Here is a 25,788-nt window from a genome sequence, read left to right as displayed (position 1 = left end):
CTTCCAGCGATCCCAGATTTCAGCCCGTTGAGCCGCCGAATAATAGATCCGCCGCCGCTGCTTCATGACCCACGCTCCATCTCCGAAGAAAAGTTAGCGTGTTGCGGTCACCGGTTGAGGCCACCACCCATAGCGGACATTCGCTGCGTCCGCTGTTGGCCGAACTGAAGAGCGGTCCTACCACAGCCACGACCGTTTCTGACGTACCCGCATGCCAGACTGCTCTCCATGTCGATGAGCACGCAAATCAATCCCGCCGATTACGATGAGGACGGCGGCAACGTCTGGGATCATGCGCGGCGGGAATATCTCGCGGGCGTGAAGGCGACGCATATCTGTCAGCGGTACGGCATGTCGCTCAGTTCGTTCCGGCTGCATGCGCGGGTCGGGGGCTGGCGGCGGATGGATCAGCCGACCTGTGACGCCCCGCCCGAGCCCGGCGAATACCATCCCGACGACGCCGTCAGCTTCGCCGACCTGGCCCAGGAGGCCTTTCTGAACATTCGCCGCGCTCTGGGCACGGGCCGCGCGTCCGAGGCCTCGACCTGGCTGCGCGTCTATGACCGCCTCGCCGACAAGGCCCGCGCCCACGTCATGGCCGAACTGCCCGACATCGTCACCCCGCAGATCGAGTCCAACCGCGACCCGCTGACCCTGTTCGCCGTGGAAGACGAAAACACCAACGATCTGAATGCGATGGCTGAAAACTCAGAGGCAGAACTTCACGGATTGGACTCCTTGCACCCGGTTTTTCCGGAGTCCAAATCATAGCTCAGGCGTAGGGGCGGCCTCCGATCGTCGACCGCTATCCCTGCCGGGCCGCTGCCAGGATCGGGCCACCCGACGCTGTCTGAACCAGGATGGCCGTGCGCAGGCCGGGTCGGCCCGACACGGGCGTGGCAAAGCCGACCGTCTGGCCCCGCCATTGGCCCAGTTTCACCAGTTCGCGCACGACATTGGCGTGGGGCAGGGTGCGGCCGGTATTCTCGCCCCGCGCCACCGGCACCTCGATCGGTCGGGGCTCATAGCGGACCAGCCAGACATCGGCCGGTTGACGCGGTGCCTCGCCGCCCGCCAGGCCGACTCCTCGGCCCTGAAAGCGGATAGTGGGCCCGGTGAAGGCGCGGTGCCGCGCGATCTCCCGCTCGATCTCGCTCATGCGCCCGCCCACGACGTCTTCGCGTCCATCGACGACGATCTGCGGCGTCCAGACGTTGCCGTTGCCCAGGCCCCGCTGATAGTCGCGCTGGCGGGCGGTGAAGGCCGGCTGGCCAAACGTGTCGCGCCACCCCAGCTGGTCCCAGTAGGTCACGCCGAAACTGAGCGCCAGAATGTCCGGGCGGCCGGATAGCCGCAACAGATTGGCATTGGCCGGCGGGCAGGATGAGCAGCCCTGACTGGTGAACAGTTCCACGACGGTCAGCTCGGTCGGAGGGGGCGGCGACGCCTCCGGCCTCGCTGGAGCCACAGATACAGCCCCGACCGTTGTCGCCACCGTGACGGCTGCGGCCAGTCCGAGCAGGCGCAGCGACGGGAACCGTCGACGGCGCACTGATGCGGTTGGGATCGGATCAGTCGGCTGGCTCATACCCGGCTATTCGGCGCTACCGCCGGTCAGGTTACAGGACGACCTTCAGAGCGCCCGCTCCGCCACCTTGGCGGCGTCCCACAGGGCGTCCATCTCGGCCAGGTCGCTCTGCTCCGGCGTTCGTCCATCCCTCGCCAGCTCCGCCTCGATGAAGCCGAAGCGGCGGACGAACTTGGCATTGGCCCCGCGCAGGGCGTCCTCGGGCTCGACCCCCAGCTTGCGCGCCAGATTGGCGACGACGAACAGCAGGTCGCCCATCTCCTCGCGGGCCTTGTCCAGGTCGCCGGCGGCGATCTCGACCCGCAGCTCGGCGACCTCCTCGTGCAGCTTGTCGAAGACCTCGTCGGTCGAGGGCCAGTCGAAGCCGACGCGGGCGGCACGCTTGGTCAGCTTGGCCGCCCGCGCCAGGGCGGGCAGGCCGGCGGGCACGTCGTCCAGCACCCCATGCTGGGCCTTCGCGACCCGCTCGGCCGCCTTGATGTCTTCCCACCGCGCCTTCTGGGCAACGCCATCCGCCTTGGCGGCCTCGTCGCCGAAGACGTGGGGATGCCGCCGCTCCAGCTTGTCAGCCATGGCGTTGGCGACGTCGTCGAAGACGAACAGCCCCTGTTCCTCGGCCATGCGGGCGTGGAAGACGACCTGAAACAGCAGGTCGCCAAGCTCGCTCCTCAGGTCGTCATAGTCACCGCGCTCGATGGCATCCGCCACCTCATAGGCCTCCTCGATCGTATAGGGGGCGATGGTGGCGAAGGTCTGCTCCACATCCCACGGACAGCCGCCCACGGGGGCCCGCAGCCGGGCCATGATGGCGTTCAGGCGGTCGATGGGGGTGCTCATCCCTGCGCCTTCGCGTCCAGCGCCGCCCGGATCTCGGCATGGCGTGCCTGATCCAGCGGATAGCGGTGCAGCGCCACCGCCGCCACCAGCAGGCACAGCGCGGGCAGGCCGGCGAACATGATCTGCAGCCACATCAGGGCCGGGCCAGAGTTCTGTCCGCCCAGACCCGGATCGAACCCGGCCATCTGCAGCCCTGCGAACGTCAGGACCGAGACCGCATAGCCCAGCTTCGACGTCGCCGTCAGGATGGAGAACAGCAGGCCGGTCCGGTCCGCCCCGTCATCCAGCCGCACCTGATCGCTGACGTCCGCCATCATCGCTCGCAGCAGCAGGTCGCCCGAGGCGAAGGCCAGCCCCACCAGCGCCACCATCGCCCCAGCCATCATCAGGTCGGCATAGGGGGCCGGATTGCCGGTCATGGCCTCCAGCGCCGACCGCGCCGGCTCGACCAGCACGGGGGCCAGGAAGGCGGCGAACATCAGGGTGACGGCAAAATAGACGCAGGCCCAGATCAGCGCCTTGTGCTTGCCCAGCCTGACCGCCAGCCAGCTCCACGCCGGAGCCCCGAACAGGCCGAAGACGAAATAGACCAGCAGCAGGATCGAGGTCTCCGCCCGCTCGAACCCCCGCGCCGCCTCGAAGAAGTAGAAGAACAGGGCCCCGACCACGCCGCGCGCGATGCCCAGCGCCAGGTCCGCCCCCAGCAGCCGCTGGATCACCGGCCGCTTGAACAGGGCCAGATAGCCGAAACGCGTCTCGGCGGCGGTGGCCGGTCCGGGCGGCGGCTCGGGCGTGAAGGCGAAGGTGATGGCCAGCGAGACGGGCAGGGCGATGATGATGAACCACCCCTGCCACTGCACCGCCCGCGCATAGTCGCCCCAGCCCATGTTCTGGACCAGCACAGGCACCAGCAGGACCGCCAGCACGCCGATGATGTTGGCCGTCTGCCACCACCCATAGATGCGCGAGCGCTGGTTGTAGTCGCTCGACAGGGCCGAGGCCCAGCTCACCTGTGACAGCAGGCTGACCGAAAAGCCCAGCGACAGCACCACCAGCCAGACAGTCAGATAGGCCGGTCCCGCCCCGGGCCGCGCCATGAACAGCATGCCGACCGCCAGCATCAGCACCGGTGCCGCCAGCCCCATCCACAGCCGGTAGCGTCCGAAGCGGCTGTGGGTCCGGTCGATGACCATCCCCAGCGCCGGGTCTACGACGATGTCGGCCATCCGGATGATCAGAAAAATCAGCCCGACCACGGCCAGGTCGACGCCCACATGGCTGGCATAGAACTCCGGCAAGGTCACATAGACCGGCAGGCCCAGCGCCGCATAGGGTAGGCAGGCAGCGGAGAAGGCGGCCAGAACGCCATTGCTGCGACGCGGCGCGGCGGCTGTAGCGGCAGGGGAGGCGACGGTGGCGTCGGTCATGGACGGGTCCATCTGGAAAGCCGGTGAATCGGCCTGTCGCACCATGCCGCCTTTGCGGGCAGGGCGCGAGACGGGCGGTGACGCTTTCGTCACCGGCGGCGCGGAAATGGCCTTGCCGCCGCCACAGGGCTGGGGTCAGCATGCCTGCCATGTGGACTCGTCTCGTGCCCGGTCTCCTGGCCGCCCTGTGTTTGTTCGCTCTGGCGCAGCCGGTAGCGGCCCAGACACGCGATCAACCGCGCGATCAGGCGGAGGCCTGCGAGGCGACGTCGCCGGAGTGGGACGGCGCCGCCTTCGCCAACTTCATCTCGGTCAACTCGCTGGAGTGGACCCCCTTCAATCAGGTGGAGTGGGGCTGGCAGACCTATGTGCCCCTGATCCAGCAGGAGATCGGCACCCGTTGCGACGTCGGCACCGTCCGCTTCGCCCAGGCTCTGGCGCAGTTCCAGTCGCAGCGCGGGCTCATCGCCAACGGCATCTTCGACGACGCCGCTTTTCAGGTCTTCAAGGGCATCTGGCAGGAGCGCCGCCCCTTCATCATGGCGCGCGTGAGGGGAGAGCCTTGCCCCGCACCGCCGCCTCTGTCCGAACTCGGCTATCTGGTCGAGGAAGAAGAGCACGCTGACCGCCTGACCCGCCTGCTGCGCCGCGACGTACTGGTCGCCTATCGCCGGATGGTGCAGGCTGCCCGGCGCGAGGTGCCCGAGGTCGCGGCCAACCCCGAACTGCTGCAAATCTTCTCCGGCTTCCGCGACCCCGAGGCCGACGCCGCCCGATGCGCGGCCCAGGGCAATTGCGACGGCCTCAGGCGCGCGGTCTGTTCCGCCCATCGCACGGGCACGGCCGTCGATCTTTATGTCGGTCAGGCTCCGGGTCTGGGCGTCGACAACACCAGCCCGGCCAGTCGCGCCGCCATGAGCCAGACCCAGACCTATATGTGGCTGGTCCGCAATGCCCGGCGCTTCGGCTTCGTGCCCTATGCCTTCGAGCCCTGGCACTGGGAATGGATCGGTCCAACGGGCGAGAGCGGCGCGTCGTGATCCGGGGCCTGACACCGGGTGAGCAGGGGCTGGCGAGGGAGGCTCTGGGTGACGCGGTCGATCTGGCGACGGTTCGGTTCTTCCCGACGCCCTGGCCCTTTGATCGCGCCTTCGTGCCGGGGCGATGGTTTGGCCGCGACTGGATCGCCTGGCCGGTTCGGCAACTTCCCCGCGACTTCGCCGCTGCCCCGCTGAGGCTCCAGGCCGTCCTGATCCATGAACTGGTTCACATCTGGCAGGCCCAGACCGGGGTCAATCTGCTGACCGCCAAGCTGAGGGCCGGGGACCATGCGGACTCCTATCGGTATGCGGTCAGTGACGACTGCCGCTGGGACGCTTTGAATATTGAGCAGCAGGCCATGGTCGTAGAGCATCGCTTTCGGCTGTCGCGCGGAGAACGAACGCCGGCGGATCGGGCTTTCTATCACCGCGTCTGCCCACTGCCGGCCCACATGGCTTGAAATCCAAAGGGGCAAGATTATATCCGCTACAGATGCGGTTGCGAATTGGCGCGCCGTCCAAGCGGAGAGCGAAATGCCCAAGGTTCTGGTCCTTTATCATTCCACCTATGGCCATCTGGAAACCATGGCCGAAGCGGTCGCCGAGGGCGCACGATCGGTTGAAGGGGCCACGGTCGACATCAAGCGCGTTGCCGAGACGGTGCCAGACGAACTGGCCAAGTCGAGTGGCTACAAGCTGGATCAAGCGGCCCCCATCGCCAAGGTCGAGGACCTGGCCGATTACGATGCCATTATCGTCGGGGCAGGTACGCGTTTCGGCACGGTCGCCTCGCAGATGCGCAACTTCTGGGATCAGTCCGGCGGGCTGTGGTTCCAGGGCAAGCTGGTAGGCAAGGTCGGTGGCGTCTTCACTGCCACGGCGACCCAGCACGGCGGGCAGGAGACGACCCTGATCGGCATGATCCAGACCCTGATGCACCACGGCATTCTGGTGGCTGGTCTACCCTATTCCTTCCAGGGCCAGATGCGAAACGACGAGATCACGGGCGGCTCGCCCTACGGTGCGACAACCATCACCAACGGTGACGGCTCGCGCATGCCCAGCGAGAACGAACTGGACGGTGCTCGCTTCCAGGGCAGGCATATCGCCGAGGTGGCCAAGAAGCTCCTCGGCTAAGCCATCGGGTCCGCCGTCAGCACGTCTGGCGGCGGATGTTCGATCAGCGGCGGCGCTTGCCGCGGAGATTATCGACAGCCCAGGCTCCGGGCCCGGCGAAGATCAGGTAGAAGAAGACGAAGCAGTACAGTGCGGCCAGTTCGCCCTGATTGACGATAGGGTAGGGGCTCTGGGGCGCATGCACCATCCAGTAGGCCACAGCCATGAAACCGGACAGGATGAAGGCCGTGCCTCGCGTGAAGAGACCCAGGATGATCAGGACGCCACCGACCAGCTCGATCGGCCCTGACCATCCGGCGAGGGTAGAAAGATCGATGCCACCGCCCTGACCGCCCGGCGGGAAGTGCAAAATCTTCTGTGTCCCATGCTGCAGCAACAGCAGACCCGACACAATCCGGAGAGCGCTCAGTATGCGCGGTGATAAAGCGGAAAGGCTAGCCGTATTCATATTCGCTCCTTTTTATGCACTAAGATGGTAGTCCAGCTTCACAAAGACACAATAATCGGAGTTGTGGATAATACCTTTGGACTACATCATATCGTCTATCTTCATTGTTCGCTCCAACCATTCCACTATGGTCGAAGCCGCTTCTTTTGCGGAGGTCGTTGTCGTATCGATCACGATTTCTGCCGCGAGCGGAGGCTCATAAGGGCTGTCGATCCCCGTAAAATTTTTCAGATCACCCGCACGCGCCTTTTTGTACAACCCCTTGGGGTCGCGACTTTCAGCGACTGAAAGAGGCGTCGAAATGTAAACTTCGACGAATTCGTCTGCTTGCACTAAATGCCGCGCCATATCGCGTTCGGCACGAAATGGCGAAATGAAGCTGACCAGAACAATCAGTCCCGCATCGACCATCAGGCGCGAGACCTCGGCCACACGTCGAATGTTCTCGACCCTGTCCTCTTCTGTGAAGCCGAGATCACGGTTCAAACCGTGACGAACGTTGTCCCCATCAAGCAAATACGTGTGGCGACCCAAGCCGTGTAGCGCTTGTTCAACGAGATTTGCGACTGTGGACTTTCCGGCCCCGGACAGGCCTGTTAGCCATACTACCCGACCTTTCTGGTGTTTGGCTACGGCACGCGCACGCTTGTCGATGGTAATGGGCTGCCAGGAAATGTTGTGCGCACGACGCAAGGCAAAATTTATCAGTCCGCATGCGGCGGTCGCATTGGACGATCGGTCGATCAGGATGAAACCTCCGAGCACGCGGTTGTCTCTGTACGGCTCAAAGGCGACCGGACTCGTCAGGGAAAGATTGGCGAATCCCACTTCATTGAGCGCCAACTTCTTCGCGGCATGATGCTCTAGTGTACTGACGTCCAGTTTGTATTTCAGCTCGGAGATAGTCGCCTCCACCAAGCGCGTCCCGATTTTCATCAGGTATCGTCGCCCCGGCAACATGGGTTCATCGCTCAACCAGATCAGGGAACATTCGAACTGGTCTGCCATAACGGCCGGACTATCTGGAGCGCAGAGCATGTCCCCGCGCGCAACATCGATATCATCAGCGAGCGTCAGCGTGATGGATTGGCCGATGTTAGCCTCCCCCAGGTCACCATCAGCGGTCACCAATCGACTGACATGCGTCATGATGCCGGAAGGCAGGCTCATTATTCTATCGCCAGGCCTTATCGTACCGGCGGCGATTTGACCCGAGTAGCCCCGAAAATCCTGGTTTGGTCTGTTGACCCACTGGACCGGAAGTCGAAATGGGGCTGTCGCGACGGGCAAAGTAGTATCGAGAGTTTCGAGCAAAGCCAGCAGCGTGGGACCATCGTACCACGGCATGCTGTCGTTTTGCGACACCAGGTTTTGACCCAGTGACGCAGATATCGGCACGGCGTGGACCGATGCCCGCTCTAGTCCATCGCAGAAAGTCTTGAACTCTTGGGATATGCGCTCAAAGGCATCCGACGACCAGCCGACCAAGTCCATCTTGTTGACGGCCAAGATTAGATGACGAACGCCAAGCAAGGAAGCCAGATAGGCGTGCCTATGAGTCTGGGTAAGCAGCCCCTTGCGCGCATCCACCAGAACCACGGCGGCATCGGCTGTGGACGCCCCCGTCACCATATTTCGAGTGTACTGTTCATGCCCAGGGGTATCAGCGACGATAAATTTTCGCTGCGGCGTGGAGAAGTAACGATAGGCGACGTCGATCGTGATTCCCTGTTCACGCTCCGCTGACAGACCGTCAATGAGCAGTGCATAATCGACATCTTGGCCAGTGGTGCCATAACGCTGACTATCCGTTCTCAAGGCAGCGAGGTGATCGCTCAGGACGAAGCCGGCATCGTGTAGAAGCCGCCCAATCAAGGTGGATTTTCCGTCATCGACGGAGCCGCAGGTTATGAACCTCAACATGGGCCGGTCATCGGGAACATTCGGATTTCTGGCTGGCTCGCCCGACATCAGAAATAACCCTGCTGCTTCTTAATCTCCATCGAGGTCGCAGTGTCGTGGTCGATGAGCCGACCTTGGCGTTCTGAAGTTTTTGCCGCCGCCATCTCCGCAATTACGTCATCAAGGTTTGAAGCCTTGCTCAGAATCGCTCCGCTCAATGGGTAACAGCCCAGAGTTCGGAAGCGCACCGATTGGATGGAAGGGGACTCGCCGGGGCGGAGCCGAAAGCGTTCATCATCAACCATGATGAGTGTGCCGTTGCGTTCAATGACCGGCCGGTTTGAAGCGAAATACAAGGGAACAACAGGAATGGCTTCCCAGCGGACATATTGCCAGACATCCATTTCCGTCCAGTTCGATAGTGGAAAGACGCGCAGACTTTCGTCAGGTCTCTTTCGGGTGTTGAATAGCGCCCAGAGTTCCGGCCTTTGCTGGCGAGGGTCCCACTGGTGATCCTTGCCTCGAAATGAGCAAATACGTTCCTTTGCCCGCGATTTTTCCTCATCACGCCTCGCCCCTCCGAAGGCGGCGTCAAAGCCGTGCAGAGTGAGCGCCTGTTTCAGGCCGTCCGTTTTCCACATGGCGGTGTGACGATCCGGGCCGTCGTCGAAAGGATTGATACCAAGGTCTCTGGCTGCAGGATTTTCGTGAACTATCAACTCGATATCGGGCAGCGATGCGACCCGATCGCGATCCGCGTACATGTCCCGAAACTTCCAGGTGGTATCGACATGAAGCAGAGGGAAAGGTAGCGCCGCAGGGAAGAACGCCTTTCGAGCCAGATGCAGCATGACCGCTGAGTCCTTACCCATCGAATACAGCATCACCGGCTTCTGGGTCTCAGCGACGATCTCACGAAATATATGGATGCTCTGAGCTTCTAGTTCCCGCAGATGTTTTGGTGCAGCAGGAGACTTCATGGGATGCTTCATTTGGCACGTACGCACGTTTATGACGCGCGGCGATGCAGTTACGGTGTGAGGTCATGGACAAGTTGAATGTTCCAACCCACGCAATCTGGTCCCGGGATGCTCAGTCGTCCAGAAAAAGATCCCGCTGGGGACGCGCATCTGCGGGGACCCGGAACTGGCTTTCGTCCAGCAGGTGGCGCGGGGCGTCCAGGCCGTAACGTTTGACTGCGGCCCGAAAGCGGGTGGCGATCAGCTCGGCGACGGGACCGGTTCCCTTCATGCGCGTGTTCCAGTCGGGATCATAGTCGCGGCCGCCGCGCGTCTGACGGATGAGGGACATGACGCGGGCTGCGCGGTCCGGACGGGCGTCGGCCAGCCACTCGCGGAACAGATCCTTGATCTCCAGCGGCAGACGCAGGGTGACGTACATGGCCGTCGTGGCTCCGGCTTTGGCGGCGGCCTCCAGGACGGCTTCCAGCTCATGGTCGTTCAGACCGGGGATGACGGGGGCGAAGCCGACACCGACGGGCACCCCGGCCTCGGCCAGGCGCGAGATAGCCTCCAGCCGTTTGGCGGGCGTGGAAGCGCGAGGTTCCATGGCGCGGGCCAAGACCCGGTCCAGGGTGGTGATGGAGACGAAGGCCGAGGCCAGGCCGTCGCGGCCCATGGGTCCCAAGATATCGGCATCGCGCGTGATCAGCACGGATTTGGTGATGATACTGAACGGGTGGCGGAAGCGCTGCAACACTTCCAGCACGCCGCGCGTGGACTTCAGCTCGCGCTCGACCGGCTGATACGGATCGGTATTGCCGCCTATGTGAATGCGTTTGCAGACGTATCGGGGGCGGGTGAGTTCCTGCTCCAGCAGACGCGCCGCTTCGGGTTTCCAGAACAGTCGGCTCTCGAAATCCAGGCCCGGGGATAGGCCCATCCAGGCATGGGACGGACGGGCGTAGCAGTAGATGCAGCCATGTTCGCAGCCCTTGTAAGGGTTGATTGACCGGTCGAAACCGATGTCCGGACTGGTATTCCTGGCGATGATCGTCCGGGCGTGCTCGGGCGTCAGGGTCGTGCGCAGGGGCGCAGCCTCGGCATCCTGATCGGTCCAGCCGTCATCGAAGGCCTGAACAGTTTCCGGTTCGAATCGCCCGGTCGCGTTCGACCGTGCCCCTCGTCCCTTTTCCGCTTCAGCCATTCCAAGAGGATAGCACCGGAACGGAACAAATCAAGAACAACAACGGCCGCGCTTATCGACCGTGATAACGGCCTGTGCTTAGAGGGGCGGCCACCTAGCCCTCAAGCAGAAGTTCGCCGCGCGATGTGCGGTAGGGCAACATAGGTGGTGCGGATGAGAGGACTCGAACCTCCACGCCTTGCGGCGCTGGAACCTAAATCCAGTGCGTCTACCAGTTCCGCCACATCCGCATAGGTCTTGGAGACAGCCTCTAGGCGATGCCGCGCAAAAGCGAAAGGCCCGGGATCGCTCCCGGGCCTTTGCTGTATCGATAGGACTGAAAGGATCAGTCCTTCTGGTTGTCGACACCCTCGCCGAAGGCGGCGGCCGGTGAGGTGATGGTCGTCTCCTCGGTGATGTCGATGCCCTTGGCCAGCTTGGAGTTCCAATAGCCGTAAGCGATGTAAACCACAGCACCAACAATCGCATAGATGCCCAGGATGGTCAGGGGCAGCGGGTTGTCGTTGAGGGCGTGCTGAACCATCGGGATGAAGTTCAGACCGGCCAGGGCCGCACAGGCCAGGATGCCCAGCACAGCTGTGAAGATGCCGCCCGGAACCTTGAACGGACGCTCCATCTCCGGGTGCTTCAGGCGCAGCATGATCACCGACAGGCAGACGATGGCGAAGGCGCTGGCCGTACCCAGGGAGACGAGGTCGCCCAGGATGGAGATCGGCAGGAAGGACGCCGCCACCGCGATGACGATGCCTAGCAGGATGGTGCCGATCCAGGGGGTACGGAACTTCGGATGGATGATCGCAAAGGCTTTGGGCAGCAGGCCGTCACGCGCCATCGTATAGAAGACGCGCGTCTGACCGTAGCACAGCACCAGCATAACCGAGGACAGGCCGGTGATGGCGCCGATCTTGATCAGGAAGCTGATCAGGTTCAACTGCCCACCCGGCGCGACGGCCAGCGGGATGTTGGCCCACGTCAGGGCCATGCGATCGATGGCGACGGCGATCGGGGCGGGCGAGGCCAACTCCAGATAGGGCACCACGCCGGTCATGACAGCCGCAACGGCCATGTAGATCAGCGTACAGACCACCAGCGCACCCAGGATGCCGACGGGGACATCCTTGGACGGGTTCTTGGCCTCGGCCGCAGCGGTCGAGACCGCTTCGAAGCCGACATAGGCGAAGAAGATGATCGAGGCCCCACGGAAGATGCCACCGACGCCGAACTGGTCCCAGGTCGCGCCCTGGGCCGGGATGAAGGGATCCCAGTTGGCCGGGTTGATATACTGCACGCCCACCAGGATGAACGTCAGCAGCACGATGATCTTGATGACCACGATGGCGTTGTTGATGTTGGCCGATTCCGACACGCCGAGCACCAGCAGGCTGCAGACTGCAGCGATGCCGATGGCGGCGACCAGGTTGAAGGTTCCCGTCAGCGGGAAGCTGGAGCCAGCCTCGCTCTGGACATACTGGACCAGCGGCGTGGCCCACTGGGGTCCTTCGCCACCGGCGTACTGTATGGTCGGGAACAAATTCTCGGTCACGCCGAAGTCGGACAGGATCGAGATGACATAGCCGGACCAGCCGACGGCCACGGTCGAGGCCGCGACGCCATACTCCAGCACCAGCAGCCAGCCCATGATCCAGGCAAAGACCTCGCCCATCGTGCCGTAGGCATAGGTGTAGGCCGAGCCGGAAACCGGCATGGTCGAGGCCAGTTCGGCGTAGCAAAGGCCCGCAAGGCCGCAGGCGATGCCGGCCAGCACGAACGAGAACATGATCGCCGGACCGGCATGGGCCGAAGCGACCTGTCCTGTCAGCACGAAGATACCGGCACCGATGATGGCGCCGATGCCCAGGCTCATGAGGTTGAGTGGGCCCAAGGTCCGTTTCAGCTCGCTCTTGGCGGCTTCCTTCTGGATCTGAGCAATGGATTTCTTGAGGAAAAAGCGGTTCCCCTTGGGCCGAAGGCCGTCTGCGGACATAGAGTCTCGCCCCCTGATACTACGGTGAACCCTCCCCGGGCCACCTTCAATGGCGCGGACGCTAGCGGGGCAAGACCGCGCTGGCAACGCGGTTTAGGAATGGTGAAGGCCCGACGACGCTTTCGTGAAGCTGGTAGAGGCGTCTAAAGCACATCGCAGGATGCGCCTGGCGCACCTCGCATCTGTCGAGTCGCATGACCCTTCTGCCTATCCACGCTGTTCTGGAACCGCTTAAGGCCGCGCTTGTGGCCAGCAATGCCGTTGTGCTGGCTGCGCCGCCAGGAGCAGGCAAGACGACCGTCGTGCCACTGGCGCTGCTGGATCAGCCGTGGCTGGGCGATCAGCGCGTGCTGGTCCTGGAGCCACGCCGACTGGCGGCGCGAGCGGCGGCAGAGAGAATGGCGGCGACGCTGGGTGAGCAGCCGGGCGAGACCGTCGGCTATCGCACCCGCCTGCAAAGTCGGATCGGGCCGCAGACGCAGATCGAGGTGATCACCGAGGGCGTCTTTACCCGCATGATTCTGGACGATCCCGGTCTGGAGGGGGTCGGGGCAGTGTTGTTCGACGAGTTTCACGAACGCAGCCTGGATGCGGACCTGGGGTTGGCCCTGGCGCGCGAGAGTCAAACGATCCTGCGAGACGACCTGCGGGTGCTGGTCATGTCGGCGACGCTGGATATCGCGGGCGTGTCGCGGTTGCTGGCGGACGCCGACGGTGCAACTGCTCCCGTGATCCAGGCCGAGGGACGAGTATTTCCGGTCCAGACGCGCTACCTCGGGCGCAATCCGGTCGAGCGTCTGGAGGACGCCGTGACGCGTGCGGTTGTCCAGGCGCTGGGCGAGGAGACGGGGTCTTTACTGGTCTTCCTGCCTGGGCAGGGCGAAATCCACCGCACAGCGCAGAAGCTGGCCGAACGGCTGCGTGACCCAACGGTTGATTTGGTGACGCTGTATGGCGGGCTCGATCGAGCCGCTCAGGATCGGGCCATAGAACCTGCGGCACCCGGACGCCGCAAGGTCGTGCTGGCCACCTCGGTCGCGGAGACCAGTCTCACGATCGACGGCGTTCGGGTTGTAATCGATACGGGATTGTCGCGTGTGCCCCGTTTTGAGGCGGCGAGTGGCCTGACCCGACTGGCAACGGTCAAGGTCAGCAAGTCGTCGGCCGAGCAGCGGCGAGGGCGGGCAGGCCGGACGGAGCCAGGGGTCTGCCTGCGTCTGTGGGACGAGGAGCAGACGCGAGGACTGGTGCCCCATCAACGGCCGGAGATACTTGAGGCGGACCTGACGGGGTTCGCGCTTGACCTGGCGCGCTGGGGGCGAACCGATGTGGACGGGCTGATATTGCTGGATGCGCCACCTGCGGGCGCGTTTGCAGAGGCGCGGACGATACTCGGGCGACTGGGCGCGCTGGATGAAGCGGGGGCTTTGACCTCGCACGGACAGAGGCTGACGCGGATGCCTCTGTCGCCAAGGCTGGCGCATATGGTCTGTGTGGCCGCTGATGGCGGGGACGCCGGATTGGGGGCCAGGGTTGCGGCAGTGCTCAGCGAGCCTGGGCTAGGCGGGAATGCAGTCGATCTGGGCGACCGGTTGCAGGGTCTGGCCCGTGACCGATCGCAACGGGCGAGAGACGCCATGACGATGGCCGATCGCTGGGCGAGGGCAGCAAGGAGGGGGTCTGAAACCTCGGTAGTGGATGCAGATTTAGTTGAAGCTGGCTGGCTGTTGGCTGAAGCCTTCCCGGAGCGGGTCGCCAAGGCGCGGGGCAAGCCGGGAGAGGTGCTGTTGGCGTCCGGTCGCGGAGCTTTTCTGGACCCGACGGATGTGCTGGCGCGCGAGTCGTGGCTGGCGGTGGCGGAGATGGGGGGAGGGGATGCCCGTGATCGCATCCGTCTGGCCGCACCCGTCGATCCCTCACGGTTGGAGGCGCGGATCGAGGTCGAAGACCGATTGGTGCAGGAGCCGTCGGGGCGCATGACCGTGCGCCGCCTTCGAAGGATCGGAGCCATCGTTGTCGATGAGAGGGTGATGGGGCCGCCTGACCGGGCAACAATAACGCTGGCCTTGCAGGCACAGGTCGAGCGCGAGGAACTGATACAGATAAGTTGGGGTGAACGCTCAGCCAGCCTGCGGGCACGGCTGGCCTTCCTGCATGGGCTGGACGCCACCTGGCCGGATGTTTCCAACTCTGCGTTGCTGGCGACGCGACAAGACTGGCTATGGCCGCTTCTTGAGGGTGTTCAGGCCCTGTCGGCGATCTCCGACGCCGCACTGGAGCAGGGATTAAGATCACTGGTCCCATGGGATCGCCACCGGGCAATCGACACTCTGGCACCGGCGAGGCTGGATACACCGCTGGGCTCGGCCGTCATTGACTATGCGGCCGAGGGCGGGCCGCGCGTCGACATCCGGGTTCAGGAGCTTTTCGGTGTTACGCAACATCCGAATGTGGGCAGCGGATCGGTACCCCTGACCCTTGCCTTGCTGTCGCCGGCGCGCCGTCCGGTTCAGGTGACGAAGGACCTGCCTGGCTTCTGGGCCGGCAGCTGGGCAGCGGTTCGGGCGGAGATGCGCGGTCGCTACCCCCGCCACCCATGGCCCGAAGACCCGGCTATTGCAGAGGCGACGTCTCGTGCAAAGCCGCGCGGGACGTGACGCTTGCCTTTTATGCCCATCGCGCCTAGAGACGCCCGCACTTCACACGCAGGCGTGGCGCAAGTCGGGGAGACATCCCGGTTTGCACCGTTCCGAGGGTCATCTGACCTTTCAACGCCTGCGGCGGATCAATCGGATAAAGGACACTACCCTCATGGCTCTGCCAGAATTCTCCATGCGTTCGCTGCTCGAAGCCGGCGCACACTTCGGTCACCAGACGCACCGCTGGAACCCGAAGATGGATCGCTACATCTTCGGCTCGCGCTCCAACATCCACATCATCGACCTGTCGCAGTCGATCCCGCTGCTGCACCAGGCTCTGGTCGCCGTGCGCGACGTGGCCGCCAAGGGGGGTCGCGTGCTGTTCGTCGGCACCAAACGCCAGGCCGCCGATCCTGTCGCCGAGGCCGCCAAGCGTTGCGCCCAATACTACATGAACAACCGCTGGCTCGGCGGCACCCTGACCAACTGGCGTACCGTGTCGGGCTCCATCGCCCGCCTGCGTGAATTGGACGCCCTGTTGGAAACTGGTGGCGAAGGCCGGGTCAAGAAGGAACTGCTGACCCTGACGCGCGAGCGCGACAAACTGGAACTGTCGCTGGGCGGCATCAAGGACATGGGCTCCGTGCCGGACATCATGTTCGTGATCGACACCAACAAGGAGGCCATCGCCATCCTTGAAGCGCGCAAGCTGAACATTCCGATCATCGCCATCCTGGACACCAATTCCGACCCGGACGGCATCACCTATCCGATCCCCGGCAACGACGACGCCGCCCGCGCCATCCAGACCTATTGCGACCTGATCGCCGATGCCGTCCTCGACGGTCTGGCGGCCGGTGCCTCGCAGTCGGGCGTGGATCTGGGTGCCGCCGTCAACCCGGACGAGCCCATGCTGCGCGAAGCCAAAGCCCCCAAGGTTGAAGCCGAAGCCGCCCCGGCCGGTACGGAGGCCGTCGCCGCTGATATGGAAGCCGCTGCTGAACCGGCCGTCGCCGATGAAGCCGCTCAGGCTGCAGCGTCCGACGCCAATGACGCCGTCGAAACCGAGAAGGCCGCGGTCTGAACCGACCCGCCCGTATCTGACGGCGAAAACTGACATACGGCCGGGCTAAATCAGCCCGGCCGTTCCCGCATTCGAATACCCAAGGAGCTATACAATGGCCGAGATCACAGCCGCCCTCGTCATGGAACTGCGCGCCAAGTCGGGCGTCGGCATGATGGACTGCAAGAAGGCGCTTCAGGAAACCGACGGCGACATCAATGCCGCAGTCGACTGGCTGCGCGCCAAGGGCCTGTCCAAGGCCGCCAAGAAGGCTGACCGCGTGGCCGCCGAAGGCCTGGTCGCCGTCGCATCGAAGGAAGTCGGAGCCGGTGAAGTCGGAGCCGCCATCGAGTTCAACGCCGAGACGGACTTCGTTGCCCGCAACGAGCTGTTCCAGAACGCCGCCAAGTCTTTTGCCCAACTGGGCCTGGAGCACGCCACGGTCGAGGGCTTGCACGGTGCCGAACTGGAAGCCGGCAAGACGGTCCAGGACGAGGTCACCAACCTGATCGCCACGGTCGGCGAGAACATGCAGCTGCGTCGCGCAGCTCGCCTGTCGGTCGATGAAGGTGTCGTGGCGTCCTACGTCCACAACGCCGTATCGCCCGGGGTGGGCCGTATCGGTGTGCTGGTTGCCCTGCACGGCGGTGGCGACAAGGCTGCCCTGCGTGAACTGGGCCGCAAGATCGCCATGCACGTGGCCGCGACCGCTCCGCTGTCGCTGAACACGGACGATCTGGATCCCGCCGCCATCGAGAAGGAACGTCAGGTCCTGACCGAAAAGGCCAAGGAAGAAGGCAAGCCCGAGAACATGATCGCCAAGATCGTCGAAGGCCAGATCAACAAGTTCCAGAAGGACGTCGTGCTGATCAAGCAGCCCTTCGTCATGAACCCGGACGTGACCATCGAACAGCTGGTTGCCGACACAGGCAAGGAACTGGGCGCGCCCGGGCTGCACCTGGCCGGTTTCGTCCGTCTGGCGCTGGGCGAAGGCGTCGAGAAGGTCGAAGGTCCTGACTTCGCCTCGGAAGTCGCCTCCATGATGGGCGGCAACTGATCGAGCCAGCCTTGCGGCTGAACTAACGAAATGAATGGGCCGGTGGCGATGTGTCACCGGCCTCTTTTGCGTTCAGGGGGCGGCAATTCTCGAGGCAGTCGCTATAGCGCCGCGATGAGACATCCAGAGACGATTCGGCGGACCAGACTGCTGCTGGTTACAAGCGCGGCGGCATGCTGGGCCATGGCGTCGCAAGTCGCTGCGCAAAGCGCCGATCCGACCGCCTTGGACGATGTGGTGGTGACCGGCTCGCGTCTGGCGGGGGGGCAGCGTGTGGCCCCTATTCAGGTGATCGATCGCGAAACCCTGGACCGCGTGGCCGTCGCAGAGCCGGCGCAACTACTGACTTTGCTGACGGCAAACTCGGGGTCCGAGGCTCGCGTCGATCAGTTGAACCAGCCCCAAAGCTCGGGCACGGCGCAGTTCAACCTGCGCAATCTGGGACTGGGGTCGACGCTGGTGCTGGTCGATGGGACGCGCTGGACGACCAGTGCGGCGGTGGCCACAGACGGTTCCACGTTCGTCGATATCAATGCTCTGGTGCCGGTGATCGCAGTCGAGCGGGTCGAGGTGATCAAAGATGGGGCCTCGGCCATCTATGGCTCGGATGCGGTCGCCGGGGTGGTGAACTTCGTGACCCGAATGGGGCCAATGCGGCCGGAGGTTCGAGTACGCCAGGCCATCGCGGATGGAGGCGATGAGACGACGATCGAGGCTCTCACCGGCTTTTCGCTGGGTGGCGGCCAACTGGTGCTGGCCGCATCGCATCTGCGACGGTCTTCGATCGGGTCGGACGAGCGCGATTTTACGCAGGCCGAACGCTATGGTCTGGCACCGTGGACGGCTGTGACCAGCTATGGCCAGCCCGGATCGTACTTCAGACCGAGCCAGGGTCGGTTCGCGCCAGACCCCGACTGTGACAACGCGGCCTTTGCCAGCGCTTTTCGAAATGGGCCGAGCGACAGCTTCTGTCGCCTGGACTATTCCGATTTCTTCGATCTGTCGCCGGAGGAAGAGCGGACGCATCTGTTCGCCGATTATCGACGTCCGATAGGCGATCTGAGTTTCCATCTTCAGGGGGCTTGGGCGGCGACCCACACGCGGGCGAGACAGTCGCCGTCATTGCCTATTCTGGCGCGCAGTCCGGTCGTTCCAGCCAGTCATCCGGACAACCCCTTCGGTGAGGATGTGCTGTTTCGAGGGCGGCTGCTGGGGGCAGAGGCGGGGGCGTCGGTCGCGGATTTCGACTACCGGACCTGGCGTCTGTCGACCGGATTGTCGGGTCGGCTGGCGTCAGGTTGGAACTGGACCCTGGATGCCACGGCCAGTCGTCAGCACATCGCCTATGACAAGCCGGATGTGATCGGCAGCGCGCTCGATGCGGCATTAAAAGGGTTTGGCGGACCGGATTGCGACAGGATCCGCGGTTCGCCCGGCGCGGGCAACTGTCGCTATTTCAACCCATTCGGCAGCGCCATTCTGGGCACCGGAACGACCAACGATCCGGCGCTGATAGACAGTCTGATCGGTTCTACCGGATTGCGAGGGGCGGCCCGATTGCTGACGCTCGATGCCCAGACCTCGGGGCGTGTCGCAGACTGGACCGGAGGCACGCTCGATCTCGCGCTTGGTCTGCAGTATCGGCAGAGTGGCCTGCGTCACGACTGGAGCGACCTGGTGAACGCCGGCGACCTGCTGACGGCAGGGTTTTCTCCCGATTTCGAGGGCGATCAGGCTGTGGCCGCAGCCTTTGCTGAAGCGCGCCTGAGCCTGGGCCAGACGTTCGATGCCCAGTTCGCCGTGCGACAGGAGGCTTATGAAGGCGGAGAAGACGCCGTCAGTCCGCGCGTGGCGTTCGGCTGGAGCGCGATGGACAGCCTGAGCATCAAGGGATCATGGAGCCAGGGCTTCCGTGCGCCTTCGGTCTACACCCTGTTCGGGGCACAGGCGTCGCAGCCTTCGGTGTTCGATCGGGGAGCCTTCGTTTTTGTGAACACGCTGGCGTCCGGCGATCCGGACCTGAAGCCGGAACGCTCTGAAACCCTGTCATTAGGTGCGGTCTGGCAGCCCAGTGAGGCGCTGACGTTCAGCCTTGATGCCTGGCGGATCGATTACCGCGAACTTATCGTCAAGCCGTCGGCCCAGGCCGTGATCGACGCTGCGGCCGCCGATGATGCCGCTGGACGCACGGGAACCCCGGCCCAGATGCAGGTGACGCGCTCGCCCAGCGGCGCTCTGACGTTCGTGGCCCTGCGCTTCATCAATGCGTCTTCGGTCGAGACACGTGGGTTGGATCTGTCCGCGCGCTACGAACGCGAAGTGGCCGGCGGACGACTGTCGGCCACTGCCACTTGGACCTACGTCGATCGTTACGACATTCAGGTGGCGGAGGGGGCCCGCAGGGTCTCTGGCGTCGGTTCCACGAACCTGAACACTCTCGGGCGTTCGCTGCCAAGGAACCGAGGCGAGTTGGCGCTATCCTGGAGAGGGGCGTTAGATACGATTACCGCTCTGGCGCACCATACCGGGCGCTATCGCAACGATCGTGCGGGCATCACCGATGCGCGCATCGAGGCATCGACGATGGTCGACATGCACTTCAGCCATGTCCTGACGCGGTCGCTGGATCTGTCGCTGTCGGTGGAGAACGTGGCGGATAGCGACCCACCGCTGGCGCAGTTTGCCCTGGGCTATGATCCGGTCGTCGCCGATCCACGCGGTCGGGTCATCAGCCTGGGCATAAGGCATCGGTTTTGATCGAGCGCATCTGCCTGCGACGATCCATGTCCCTTTGCGCGGTTCGACAGACCCGCTAAGTCCGCGTGATGATCGGAAAACTGAACCACGTCGGCATTGCCACGCCATCCATCGAGGTTAGCGTCGCGATGTATCGTGACCTGCTGGGAGCCACCCAAGCGCATCCGCCGTTCGACCTGCCGACGCAGGGGGTGCGGGTATGTTTTGTGGACCTGCCGAATGCACAGATAGAACTGATCGAGCCGCTGGGCGACGATTCGCCGATCCACGGCTTTCTGGCCAAAAACCCGAAGGGCGGGCAGCATCACATCTGTTTCGAGGTCGAAGATATTCTGGCTGCGCGTGATGCGCTGTGCACCAAGGGTGCGACCATCCTGGGTACGGGCGAGCCGCGCATCGGGGCGCACGGGACGCCGATCCTGTTCCTGCATCCCAAGGACATGGGTGGCGTGCTGGTCGAACTGATGGAAACGCCCAGAGAAGGAGCGCACTGATGCCGATCGGTCCCGTCACGATGTTCGCCATCTACGTCGTCTGCTGGTGGGTGGTGCTGTTCACCGTCCTGCCGCTGGGGACGTCGCGCGAAGTGCATGAGCCGCCGACCGACGGCCGTCAGTGGGGCGCACCCGAAGCGCCGAATCTGAAGCGAAAATTCATCACCACCAGCTGGGTCTCGGCCTTGGTTTGGCTAGTGGTCATGGCGTTGGTCTACATCGGCTGGATGCCCTTGCCGGATCTCGCGCCGCCCGTTTGAGGTGGTGGCCTAGCTTTCGCCCCCGTCGCCCGGCTAAAGCACTTGTCCCTGATTGATTGCCGGATTCTCGCCCATGCGCCTGTCGCGCTATTTTCTGCCCACGCTGAAAGAGGCGCCTTCTGACGCCACCATCGTTTCCCACCAGCTGATGCTGCGTGCGGGTATGATCAAACAGGAAGCTGCGGGCATCTATGCCTGGCTGCCGCTGGGCCTGCGGGTGCTGCGCAAGATCGAGCAGATCGTGCGCGAGGAGCAGGAGCGAGCAGGCGCGGTCGAACTGCTGATGCCGACCCTGCAACTGGCCGATCTGTGGCGCGAGAGCGGGCGCTATGACGCCTATGGGCCCGAGATGCTGCGCATCACCGACAGGCACGAGCGCGAACTCCTTTACGGGCCCACGAACGAAGAGATGATCACCGACATCTTCCGGGGCTTTGTGAAGAGCTACAAGGCCCTGCCGCTGAACCTGTTTCACATCCAATGGAAATTCCGCGACGAGCGCCGGCCGCGGTTTGGCGTGATGCGCGGCCGCGAGTTCCTGATGAAGGATGCCTACAGCTTCGACATCGACGAGGCGTCGGCGCGCAAGGCCTACAACCGCATGTTCGTGGCCTATCTGAACACCTTCGCGCGGATGGGTCTGAAGGCTGTGCCGATGCGCGCCGACACCGGGCCGATCGGCGGCGATCTGAGCCACGAGTTCATCGTGCTGGCCGAGACGGGCGAGAGCGCGGTCTTCTGTGACCGCAGGCTGGCGGAAATGCCCGTTCCCGGTTCAGACGTCGATTGGAACGATTTGCAGGCTGTCGTGGACCAGCGCACGGCCCTGTACGCCGCGACCGAAGAAATGCACGACGCCGCCCAGTTCGAGACCCAGACGCCTGAGGCAGATCGCCTGACAGCGCGCGGCATCGAGGTCGGCCATATCTTCTATTTCGGCACCAAATACTCTGCGCCGATGAAGGCCAGGGTCGCCGGGCCGGACGGTCAGGACACAGAGGTCCACATGGGCAGCTATGGCGTCGGGGTGTCGCGCCTGCTGGGGGCGATCATCGAGGCCAGCCATGATGAGGGGGGCATTATCTGGCCCGACGCCGTGGCCCCGTTCGATGTGGCGGTGATCAACCTGCGCAACAGCGACGAGGCCGTGAACGCGGCCTGCGACGAGGCCGTTCGTCGGTTGGAAGCTGCCGGCCGCGAGGTGCTGTATGACGACACCGACGAGCGTCCGGGCGGCAAGTTCGCGCGGGCCGACCTGATCGGTGTGCCGTGGCAGCTGACCATCGGGCCCAAGGGCTTGGCCGAGGGCACGGTCGAACTGAAGCGTCGGGCGACGGGCGAGAAGACGTCCGTGCCACTGGACGAAGCGATCTCGAGGCTGCTGGCATGACCGACGCAGTTGTGGCCAAGGCCACGAAGCCGGCCGGGCCGTTCTCGGCCTGGGAGGTCGGGCTGGCGCTGCGCTATCTGCGGGCCAAGCGCAAGGAGGGCGGGATCGCCATGATCGCCGTCATCTCCTTCGTCGCCATCGCTCTGGCCGTCATGGCCCTGATCGTAGTGATGAGCATCATGGCCGGGTTCCGCTCGACCCTGCTGGACCGGATGCTGTCCTTCAACAGCCACATGTACGTCCAGGGTCAGATTCTGAACTCGCCGGATCGCGAAGCGGCGCTGGACCGAATCAGAACCGTGCCCGGCGTCATCAGCGCCGCCCCCATGATCGAGGCCCAGAGCCTAGTGCGGGCCGGCGGCATGACGACAGGGGCCATCGTCAAGGGCATCCGCCCGGACGACCTGCGCTCGCTCAACTATGTCTATGACAGCCTGGCCCCCGAGGCCCGCCGCACATTCGGGCAGGGTGCTTATGGCGGCGACAACATCATCATCGGCCGGGCCCTGGCCGAGGGCATGGGCCTGCGGGTTGGTGACGCCATCACCCTGTATTCCCCGACGGGGGCCGACAGCGCGTTCGGCAATCTGGGTGGGCTGGAGAAGAGCTATCGCATTGGCGGGCTGTTCACCTCGGGCACGGCAGACTTCGACCGGGCCTTCATCTTCATGCCGCAGGAACAGGCACAGCTGTTCTTCGGCAAGGAGGGCGTCTGGGACGTCATCGACGTCAAGGTCGCCAAACCCGACGAGGTCGGTTCCATGATCGCGCCCGTGCGGGACGCGGCGGGGGCAGGGGCCTTCGTCACCGACTGGCGCGATCGCCTGGCCGCCTTCTGGGGCGCGTTGAAGGTCGAGCGGGTGGCCATGAGCATCATCCTGGGCCTGGTCGTCGCCATTGCGGCCCTGAATATCATTTCCGGCATCGTCATGCTGGTGAAGAACAAGACGCGAGACATCGCCATCTTGCGCACCATCGGAGCCAGTCAGTCATCTATGCTGAGGGTCTTCTTTATGGCCGGGGCGACGATCGGTGTGGCCGGCACGATCACGGGCCTTACGCTGGGTCTGCTGTTCTGCCTGAACATCGGCTCGATCCAGCATTTTCTGGAGTGGGTGTTCCAGACCAAGCTGTTTGATGCAGACGTCTATATGCTGGACGCCGTGCCAGCGCTGGTGGACCCTCTTGACGTGTTCTGGGTCACGTTGTGGTCCACCTTCATGTCCTGCGTCGCAGGTCTGATCCCATCCTGGCAGGCGGCCAAGCTCGATCCGGTGGAGGCGCTGCGTTATGAGTGAGACCTTGACCCCCGACGCTTCCATACATGGTAATCCACAGGCTTATCCCCAAGGAGCGGTGTTCTCGGCCCGCAATGTGACGCGGACGTATCCGACTGCGTCGGGCGGGCTCACGGTGCTGAAAGGCGTCGACCTGGACATTATGCCAGGCGAGATCGTCGGTCTGATAGGCCCATCGGGGTCTGGGAAATCGTCGCTGCTGCATGCTGCGGGCCTGCTGGAGCGGCCGACGTCAGGCAAGATACGCTTCGACGGCGAAGATGTCGGCTCCCTCAGCGAGCGCGAACGGACGCATATCCGCCTGGCGAGCATCGGCTTTGTCTACCAGTTCCACCATCTGCTGCCGGAGTTCGACGCGCGCGACAACGTCGCCCTGCCGCTGCGGATCGCGGGCGTCAGCCTTCCGCAGGCCCGCAAACGTGCCGATGAGGTTCTGACCAGCCTGGGCCTGGGTGAGCGGCTGACGCATCAGCCGTCCGAGCTGTCTGGTGGCGAGCGTCAGCGCGTTGCCGTGGCCCGGGCCCTGGCCAATCGGCCCCGCCTGCTGCTGGCCGACGAGCCGACGGGCAATCTGGACCCGGCTACCAGCCAGACCGTGTTCGAGGCGCTGCATGATCTGGTCAAGCAGACCGGCGTGGGCGCCCTGATCGCCACCCACAACATGGAGCTGGCCGGTCACATGGACCGCGTCTTCGCCTTGAGAGACGGCCATCTGGAAGAGCGTCCGGCGCAAAGCCAGACCTACTGAGCCCTTCGTGCCGGGCTATTTCTTGCCCGGCGGTGTTGTGAAGGGCGAACTGCCCACGCTGACGGGCAGCTTGGCCTTTTCCGCCTTAGGTTTGCGGACTTCCTTGTTGCTGCGGACCTGACCCTTGGCCATGCGCTTGTCTTTCATGACGCCTGCCGCCGAGTGGCGGGCAGGGCGGCGTCAAACCCCGCCTACAGCAAATTTGCCGTCGATGCTCTGGGTGACCGAAATGGAAACACGGAGGCATGTCGCCAGGCGGTTTCGCCTAGTGTGCCAAGTGCGATCTCCATCTGACGATGGCCCGCCCATCGAAGGAGCATTTCCAGTTCGATAGGGTCCGCCAATCCCACGCCGAGGGCTTGGTCGATCCACTCAGCTTCGGGGGGCAACAGGCGTGCAGGATTTACGACGAGCGGTAGCCTGGCTCTTGCGCCGATGGATCGATGGCCGAGGAGTTTGAATTTGGCGCCGTGTCGCCTTTCCAGCTTAGCAATCAATGCTTTTAGTTGAGCCGCTTCGCCCTCCAGCATGATCAGATGACCCGATGCCACCGTCACGATGGCCCCTGAGGCTGTATCGTCGATCTCCGGCTGGAATGAGCGGAGGTCGAGGCGGTTATCGCTATCCGGCTCCAACCACGAGGCCAGCCACAGTATGACTGCATAGAAGTCGTTCATGCCGAGCCCGTCGCCCGTCAACAGGCCTTTGAGCCCGGGTTAGACGTCACGGACCACGGCAGCAATTGCGTGTGACTACGAGGTTTCGATGAGGGCCCCTGCCCTGTAACGTCGGTCTGTCATGATCTCGAGGTCAGGACTAAAGTACCCGGACAGGGGACGAAGAGTGACTGTGATTTCGACCATGCCACGCCCAAAGCCGACCCCAGGCTCTCTGCTACAGACCCGTCCCATCGACATCGCTCCCTTTCGCAGGCTCTAGGGCCTGGCCTCATGAACAGGGAAATTCTGATCATCGATGATGATCCATCGATCTTGCAGACTCATATGCTTGCGCTGCGGGTAAGTGGATACGACCCGGTCGGTTTCACCGATCCGCTCGATGCCTTGATGTGGGCTTCCGACGCCGAGCCGACCTGTATCGTCGTCGATCTCAAAATCCCGGGTGTAGAGGGCCTCGATCTGGTCGCAGCCTTCTGTGCCCTTGGTCGGCATGCCGTCATACTGATCAGCGCATTCGTGGACGTGACGACGACGGTCGATGCGATGCGCCTGGGCGTCGATAACGTCCTTCAAAAACCTTCGGATCCGGAGCGACTGATCGCTGCGGTGGAACGTGCACTTCTGGCTCTTGCCAAAACCCCGTCGCAAGATTTTCTGACCTTCACTCGGCGCGAGCGGCAGGTGGCTGATCTGATTGTCGCGGGACGCACGACAAAGCAGATCGCTCAGTCCCTTTCCCTGAGCCCCCGTACTGTGGAATTCTTTCGGGGTAGCCTGCTTCGCAAGACTCAATCGCCCAATACGGCTGCCCTAGCATCCGCGCTAACGCGCCTAGGGTTTATCCCTGACTGACTTGACGAGAACAAAGCCGCA

General features: G+C 63.7%; 24 protein-coding genes and 1 tRNA gene. 14 read left to right on the top strand and 11 right to left on the bottom strand.

The window, feature by feature from the left end:
* Positions 1 to 234 precede the first annotated feature (234 nt).
* A complete protein-coding gene (locus WC585_RS09710; RefSeq protein WP_373257679.1) occupies positions 235 to 771 on the top strand; it encodes a hypothetical protein in 537 nt (178 codons plus the stop codon).
* Between the two features lie 34 nt (positions 772 to 805).
* Here WC585_RS09710 and WC585_RS09705 read toward each other — a convergent pair whose 3' ends face one another.
* From WC585_RS09705 to WC585_RS09695, 3 genes are read right to left on the bottom strand one after another with little or no spacing between them, the layout of a single operon-like run.
* Complete coding sequence (locus WC585_RS09705) at positions 806 to 1,588, bottom strand: DUF1223 domain-containing protein (protein ID WP_373257677.1); 783 nt, start codon at positions 1,586 to 1,588, stop codon at positions 806 to 808.
* Positions 1,589 to 1,633: 45 nt separating this feature from the next.
* A complete protein-coding gene (gene mazG, locus WC585_RS09700) occupies positions 1,634 to 2,425 on the bottom strand; it encodes a nucleoside triphosphate pyrophosphohydrolase (protein WP_373257676.1) in 792 nt (263 codons plus the stop codon).
* Entirely contained in the window at positions 2,422 to 3,852 is a 1,431-nt protein-coding gene (locus tag WC585_RS09695; protein WP_373257674.1) for an MFS transporter, read from the bottom strand. Before WC585_RS09695 ends, mazG begins: the two co-directional genes overlap by 4 nt.
* Before the next feature lie 164 nt (positions 3,853 to 4,016).
* Between WC585_RS09695 and WC585_RS09690 the strand changes: the two genes are divergently transcribed.
* From WC585_RS09690 to wrbA, 3 genes are all read left to right on the top strand, one after another.
* Entirely contained in the window at positions 4,017 to 4,892 is an 876-nt protein-coding gene (locus WC585_RS09690; RefSeq protein WP_373257672.1) for a D-alanyl-D-alanine carboxypeptidase family protein, read from the top strand.
* Positions 4,856 to 5,353 (top strand): hypothetical protein, encoded by a 498-nt coding sequence (locus WC585_RS09685; protein ID WP_373257671.1) that lies wholly within the window; start codon positions 4,856 to 4,858, stop codon positions 5,351 to 5,353. Before WC585_RS09690 ends, WC585_RS09685 begins: the two co-directional genes overlap by 37 nt.
* A 73-nt stretch (positions 5,354 to 5,426) precedes the next feature.
* Positions 5,427 to 6,029, top strand: coding sequence for an NAD(P)H:quinone oxidoreductase (wrbA, locus tag WC585_RS09680; protein ID WP_373257669.1), 603 nt, complete (start codon positions 5,427 to 5,429; stop codon positions 6,027 to 6,029).
* Positions 6,030 to 6,072: 43 nt separating this feature from the next.
* Here the strand turns inward: wrbA and WC585_RS09675 are convergent, their stop codons facing one another.
* The 6 genes from WC585_RS09675 to WC585_RS09650 all read right to left on the bottom strand — a co-directional run bounded on the left by WC585_RS09675 (position 6,073) and on the right by WC585_RS09650 (position 12,529).
* On the bottom strand, positions 6,073 to 6,477 hold the full coding sequence (locus WC585_RS09675; protein WP_373257668.1) for a DoxX family protein: 405 nt from the start codon (positions 6,475 to 6,477) through the stop codon (positions 6,073 to 6,075).
* A gap of 81 nt (positions 6,478 to 6,558) precedes the next feature.
* Complete coding sequence (gene cysN, locus WC585_RS09670) at positions 6,559 to 8,400, bottom strand: sulfate adenylyltransferase subunit CysN (protein ID WP_373257666.1); 1,842 nt, start codon at positions 8,398 to 8,400, stop codon at positions 6,559 to 6,561.
* A gap of 47 nt (positions 8,401 to 8,447) precedes the next feature.
* Positions 8,448 to 9,359 (bottom strand): sulfate adenylyltransferase subunit CysD, encoded by a 912-nt coding sequence (gene cysD / locus WC585_RS09665; protein ID WP_373257665.1) that lies wholly within the window; start codon positions 9,357 to 9,359, stop codon positions 8,448 to 8,450.
* 112 nt (positions 9,360 to 9,471) lie between these two features.
* The gene (locus WC585_RS09660; RefSeq protein ID WP_373257664.1) at positions 9,472 to 10,545 is read right to left on the bottom strand and encodes a PA0069 family radical SAM protein; all 1,074 of its coding nucleotides are present in this window, start codon (positions 10,543 to 10,545) and stop codon (positions 9,472 to 9,474) included.
* Between the two features lie 145 nt (positions 10,546 to 10,690).
* Positions 10,691 to 10,775: transfer RNA gene (locus WC585_RS09655), tRNA-Leu, on the bottom strand.
* 95 nt (positions 10,776 to 10,870) lie between these two features.
* Positions 10,871 to 12,529 carry an amino acid permease gene (locus tag WC585_RS09650; RefSeq protein WP_373257662.1) on the bottom strand — a complete coding sequence of 553 codons (1,659 nt, stop codon included), beginning with the start codon at positions 12,527 to 12,529 and terminating at the stop codon, positions 10,871 to 10,873.
* Between the two features lie 194 nt (positions 12,530 to 12,723).
* Between WC585_RS09650 and hrpB the strand changes: the two genes are divergently transcribed.
* The 9 genes from hrpB (at position 12,724) to WC585_RS09605 (ending at position 24,235) form a co-directional block, all read left to right on the top strand.
* Complete coding sequence (gene hrpB / locus WC585_RS09645; RefSeq protein ID WP_373257661.1) at positions 12,724 to 15,186, top strand: ATP-dependent helicase HrpB; 2,463 nt, start codon at positions 12,724 to 12,726, stop codon at positions 15,184 to 15,186.
* Between the two features lie 154 nt (positions 15,187 to 15,340).
* Positions 15,341 to 16,252, top strand: a complete 912-nt coding sequence (gene rpsB / locus WC585_RS09640; protein ID WP_373257660.1) for a 30S ribosomal protein S2 — start codon at positions 15,341 to 15,343, stop codon at positions 16,250 to 16,252.
* Between the two features lie 94 nt (positions 16,253 to 16,346).
* Positions 16,347 to 17,288 (top strand): translation elongation factor Ts, encoded by a 942-nt coding sequence (gene tsf / locus WC585_RS09635; RefSeq protein ID WP_373257659.1) that lies wholly within the window; start codon positions 16,347 to 16,349, stop codon positions 17,286 to 17,288.
* A gap of 183 nt (positions 17,289 to 17,471) precedes the next feature.
* Positions 17,472 to 20,045, top strand: coding sequence for a TonB-dependent receptor plug domain-containing protein (locus tag WC585_RS09630; protein WP_373257657.1), 2,574 nt, complete (start codon positions 17,472 to 17,474; stop codon positions 20,043 to 20,045).
* A gap of 68 nt (positions 20,046 to 20,113) precedes the next feature.
* Positions 20,114 to 20,539, top strand: coding sequence for a methylmalonyl-CoA epimerase (gene mce, locus WC585_RS09625; RefSeq protein WP_373257656.1), 426 nt, complete (start codon positions 20,114 to 20,116; stop codon positions 20,537 to 20,539).
* On the top strand, positions 20,539 to 20,799 hold the full coding sequence (locus tag WC585_RS09620; RefSeq protein ID WP_373257654.1) for a DUF1467 family protein: 261 nt from the start codon (positions 20,539 to 20,541) through the stop codon (positions 20,797 to 20,799). Before mce ends, WC585_RS09620 begins: the two co-directional genes overlap by 1 nt.
* A 73-nt stretch (positions 20,800 to 20,872) precedes the next feature.
* A complete protein-coding gene (gene proS, locus WC585_RS09615; protein ID WP_373257653.1) occupies positions 20,873 to 22,189 on the top strand; it encodes a proline--tRNA ligase in 1,317 nt (438 codons plus the stop codon).
* The gene (locus tag WC585_RS09610; protein ID WP_373257651.1) at positions 22,186 to 23,487 is read left to right on the top strand and encodes a lipoprotein-releasing ABC transporter permease subunit; all 1,302 of its coding nucleotides are present in this window, start codon (positions 22,186 to 22,188) and stop codon (positions 23,485 to 23,487) included. The genes proS and WC585_RS09610 overlap by 4 nt, the downstream gene beginning before the upstream one ends.
* 58 nt (positions 23,488 to 23,545) lie before the next feature.
* On the top strand, positions 23,546 to 24,235 hold the full coding sequence (locus WC585_RS09605) for an ABC transporter ATP-binding protein (protein WP_373257694.1): 690 nt from the start codon (positions 23,546 to 23,548) through the stop codon (positions 24,233 to 24,235).
* 15 nt (positions 24,236 to 24,250) lie between these two features.
* Here the strand turns inward: WC585_RS09605 and WC585_RS09600 are convergent, their stop codons facing one another.
* A complete protein-coding gene (locus WC585_RS09600; protein ID WP_373257692.1) occupies positions 24,251 to 24,367 on the bottom strand; it encodes a hypothetical protein in 117 nt (38 codons plus the stop codon).
* Between the two features lie 59 nt (positions 24,368 to 24,426).
* Entirely contained in the window at positions 24,427 to 24,912 is a 486-nt protein-coding gene (locus tag WC585_RS09595; RefSeq protein WP_373257649.1) for a hypothetical protein, read from the bottom strand.
* A 273-nt stretch (positions 24,913 to 25,185) separates the two neighbouring features.
* Between WC585_RS09595 and WC585_RS09590 the strand changes: the two genes are divergently transcribed.
* Positions 25,186 to 25,767 (top strand): response regulator transcription factor, encoded by a 582-nt coding sequence (locus WC585_RS09590; protein ID WP_373257647.1) that lies wholly within the window; start codon positions 25,186 to 25,188, stop codon positions 25,765 to 25,767.
* The last annotated feature ends 21 nt before the right edge of the window (positions 25,768 to 25,788 follow it).

The sequence above is a fragment of the Brevundimonas sp. genome, from assembly GCF_041648055.1.
In the GTDB taxonomy this organism is placed as follows: domain Bacteria; phylum Pseudomonadota; class Alphaproteobacteria; order Caulobacterales; family Caulobacteraceae; genus Brevundimonas.
The sequence above is the reverse complement of the archived record's forward strand: the minus strand, read 5'-3'. Positions and strand labels throughout refer to the sequence as shown.

Excerpts from the sequence above, each read along its gene's own strand:
- WC585_RS09710 (WP_373257679.1), top strand. The coding sequence starts at position 235 with ATGAGCACGCAAATCAATCCCGCCGATTACGATGAGGACGGCGGCAAC.
- WC585_RS09705 (WP_373257677.1), bottom strand. The coding sequence starts at position 1,588 with ATGAGCCAGCCGACTGATCCGATCCCAACCGCATCAGTGCGCCGTCGA.
- mazG (WP_373257676.1), bottom strand. The coding sequence starts at position 2,425 with ATGAGCACCCCCATCGACCGCCTGAACGCCATCATGGCCCGGCTGCGG.
- WC585_RS09695 (WP_373257674.1), bottom strand. The coding sequence starts at position 3,852 with ATGACCGACGCCACCGTCGCCTCCCCTGCCGCTACAGCCGCCGCGCCG.
- WC585_RS09685 (WP_373257671.1), top strand. The coding sequence starts at position 4,856 with ATGGATCGGTCCAACGGGCGAGAGCGGCGCGTCGTGATCCGGGGCCTG.
- wrbA (WP_373257669.1), top strand. The coding sequence starts at position 5,427 with ATGCCCAAGGTTCTGGTCCTTTATCATTCCACCTATGGCCATCTGGAA.
- WC585_RS09675 (WP_373257668.1), bottom strand. The coding sequence starts at position 6,477 with ATGAATACGGCTAGCCTTTCCGCTTTATCACCGCGCATACTGAGCGCT.
- cysN (WP_373257666.1), bottom strand. The coding sequence starts at position 8,400 with ATGTTGAGGTTCATAACCTGCGGCTCCGTCGATGACGGAAAATCCACC.
- cysD (WP_373257665.1), bottom strand. The coding sequence starts at position 9,359 with ATGAAGTCTCCTGCTGCACCAAAACATCTGCGGGAACTAGAAGCTCAG.
- WC585_RS09660 (WP_373257664.1), bottom strand. The coding sequence starts at position 10,545 with ATGGCTGAAGCGGAAAAGGGACGAGGGGCACGGTCGAACGCGACCGGG.
- WC585_RS09650 (WP_373257662.1), bottom strand. The coding sequence starts at position 12,529 with ATGTCCGCAGACGGCCTTCGGCCCAAGGGGAACCGCTTTTTCCTCAAG.
- hrpB (WP_373257661.1), top strand. The coding sequence starts at position 12,724 with ATGACCCTTCTGCCTATCCACGCTGTTCTGGAACCGCTTAAGGCCGCG.
- rpsB (WP_373257660.1), top strand. The coding sequence starts at position 15,341 with ATGGCTCTGCCAGAATTCTCCATGCGTTCGCTGCTCGAAGCCGGCGCA.
- tsf (WP_373257659.1), top strand. The coding sequence starts at position 16,347 with ATGGCCGAGATCACAGCCGCCCTCGTCATGGAACTGCGCGCCAAGTCG.
- WC585_RS09630 (WP_373257657.1), top strand. The coding sequence starts at position 17,472 with ATGGCGTCGCAAGTCGCTGCGCAAAGCGCCGATCCGACCGCCTTGGAC.
- mce (WP_373257656.1), top strand. The coding sequence starts at position 20,114 with ATGATCGGAAAACTGAACCACGTCGGCATTGCCACGCCATCCATCGAG.
- WC585_RS09620 (WP_373257654.1), top strand. The coding sequence starts at position 20,539 with ATGCCGATCGGTCCCGTCACGATGTTCGCCATCTACGTCGTCTGCTGG.
- proS (WP_373257653.1), top strand. The coding sequence starts at position 20,873 with ATGCGCCTGTCGCGCTATTTTCTGCCCACGCTGAAAGAGGCGCCTTCT.
- WC585_RS09610 (WP_373257651.1), top strand. The coding sequence starts at position 22,186 with ATGACCGACGCAGTTGTGGCCAAGGCCACGAAGCCGGCCGGGCCGTTC.
- WC585_RS09600 (WP_373257692.1), bottom strand. The coding sequence starts at position 24,367 with ATGGCCAAGGGTCAGGTCCGCAGCAACAAGGAAGTCCGCAAACCTAAG.
- WC585_RS09595 (WP_373257649.1), bottom strand. The coding sequence starts at position 24,912 with ATGAACGACTTCTATGCAGTCATACTGTGGCTGGCCTCGTGGTTGGAG.
- WC585_RS09590 (WP_373257647.1), top strand. The coding sequence starts at position 25,186 with ATGAACAGGGAAATTCTGATCATCGATGATGATCCATCGATCTTGCAG.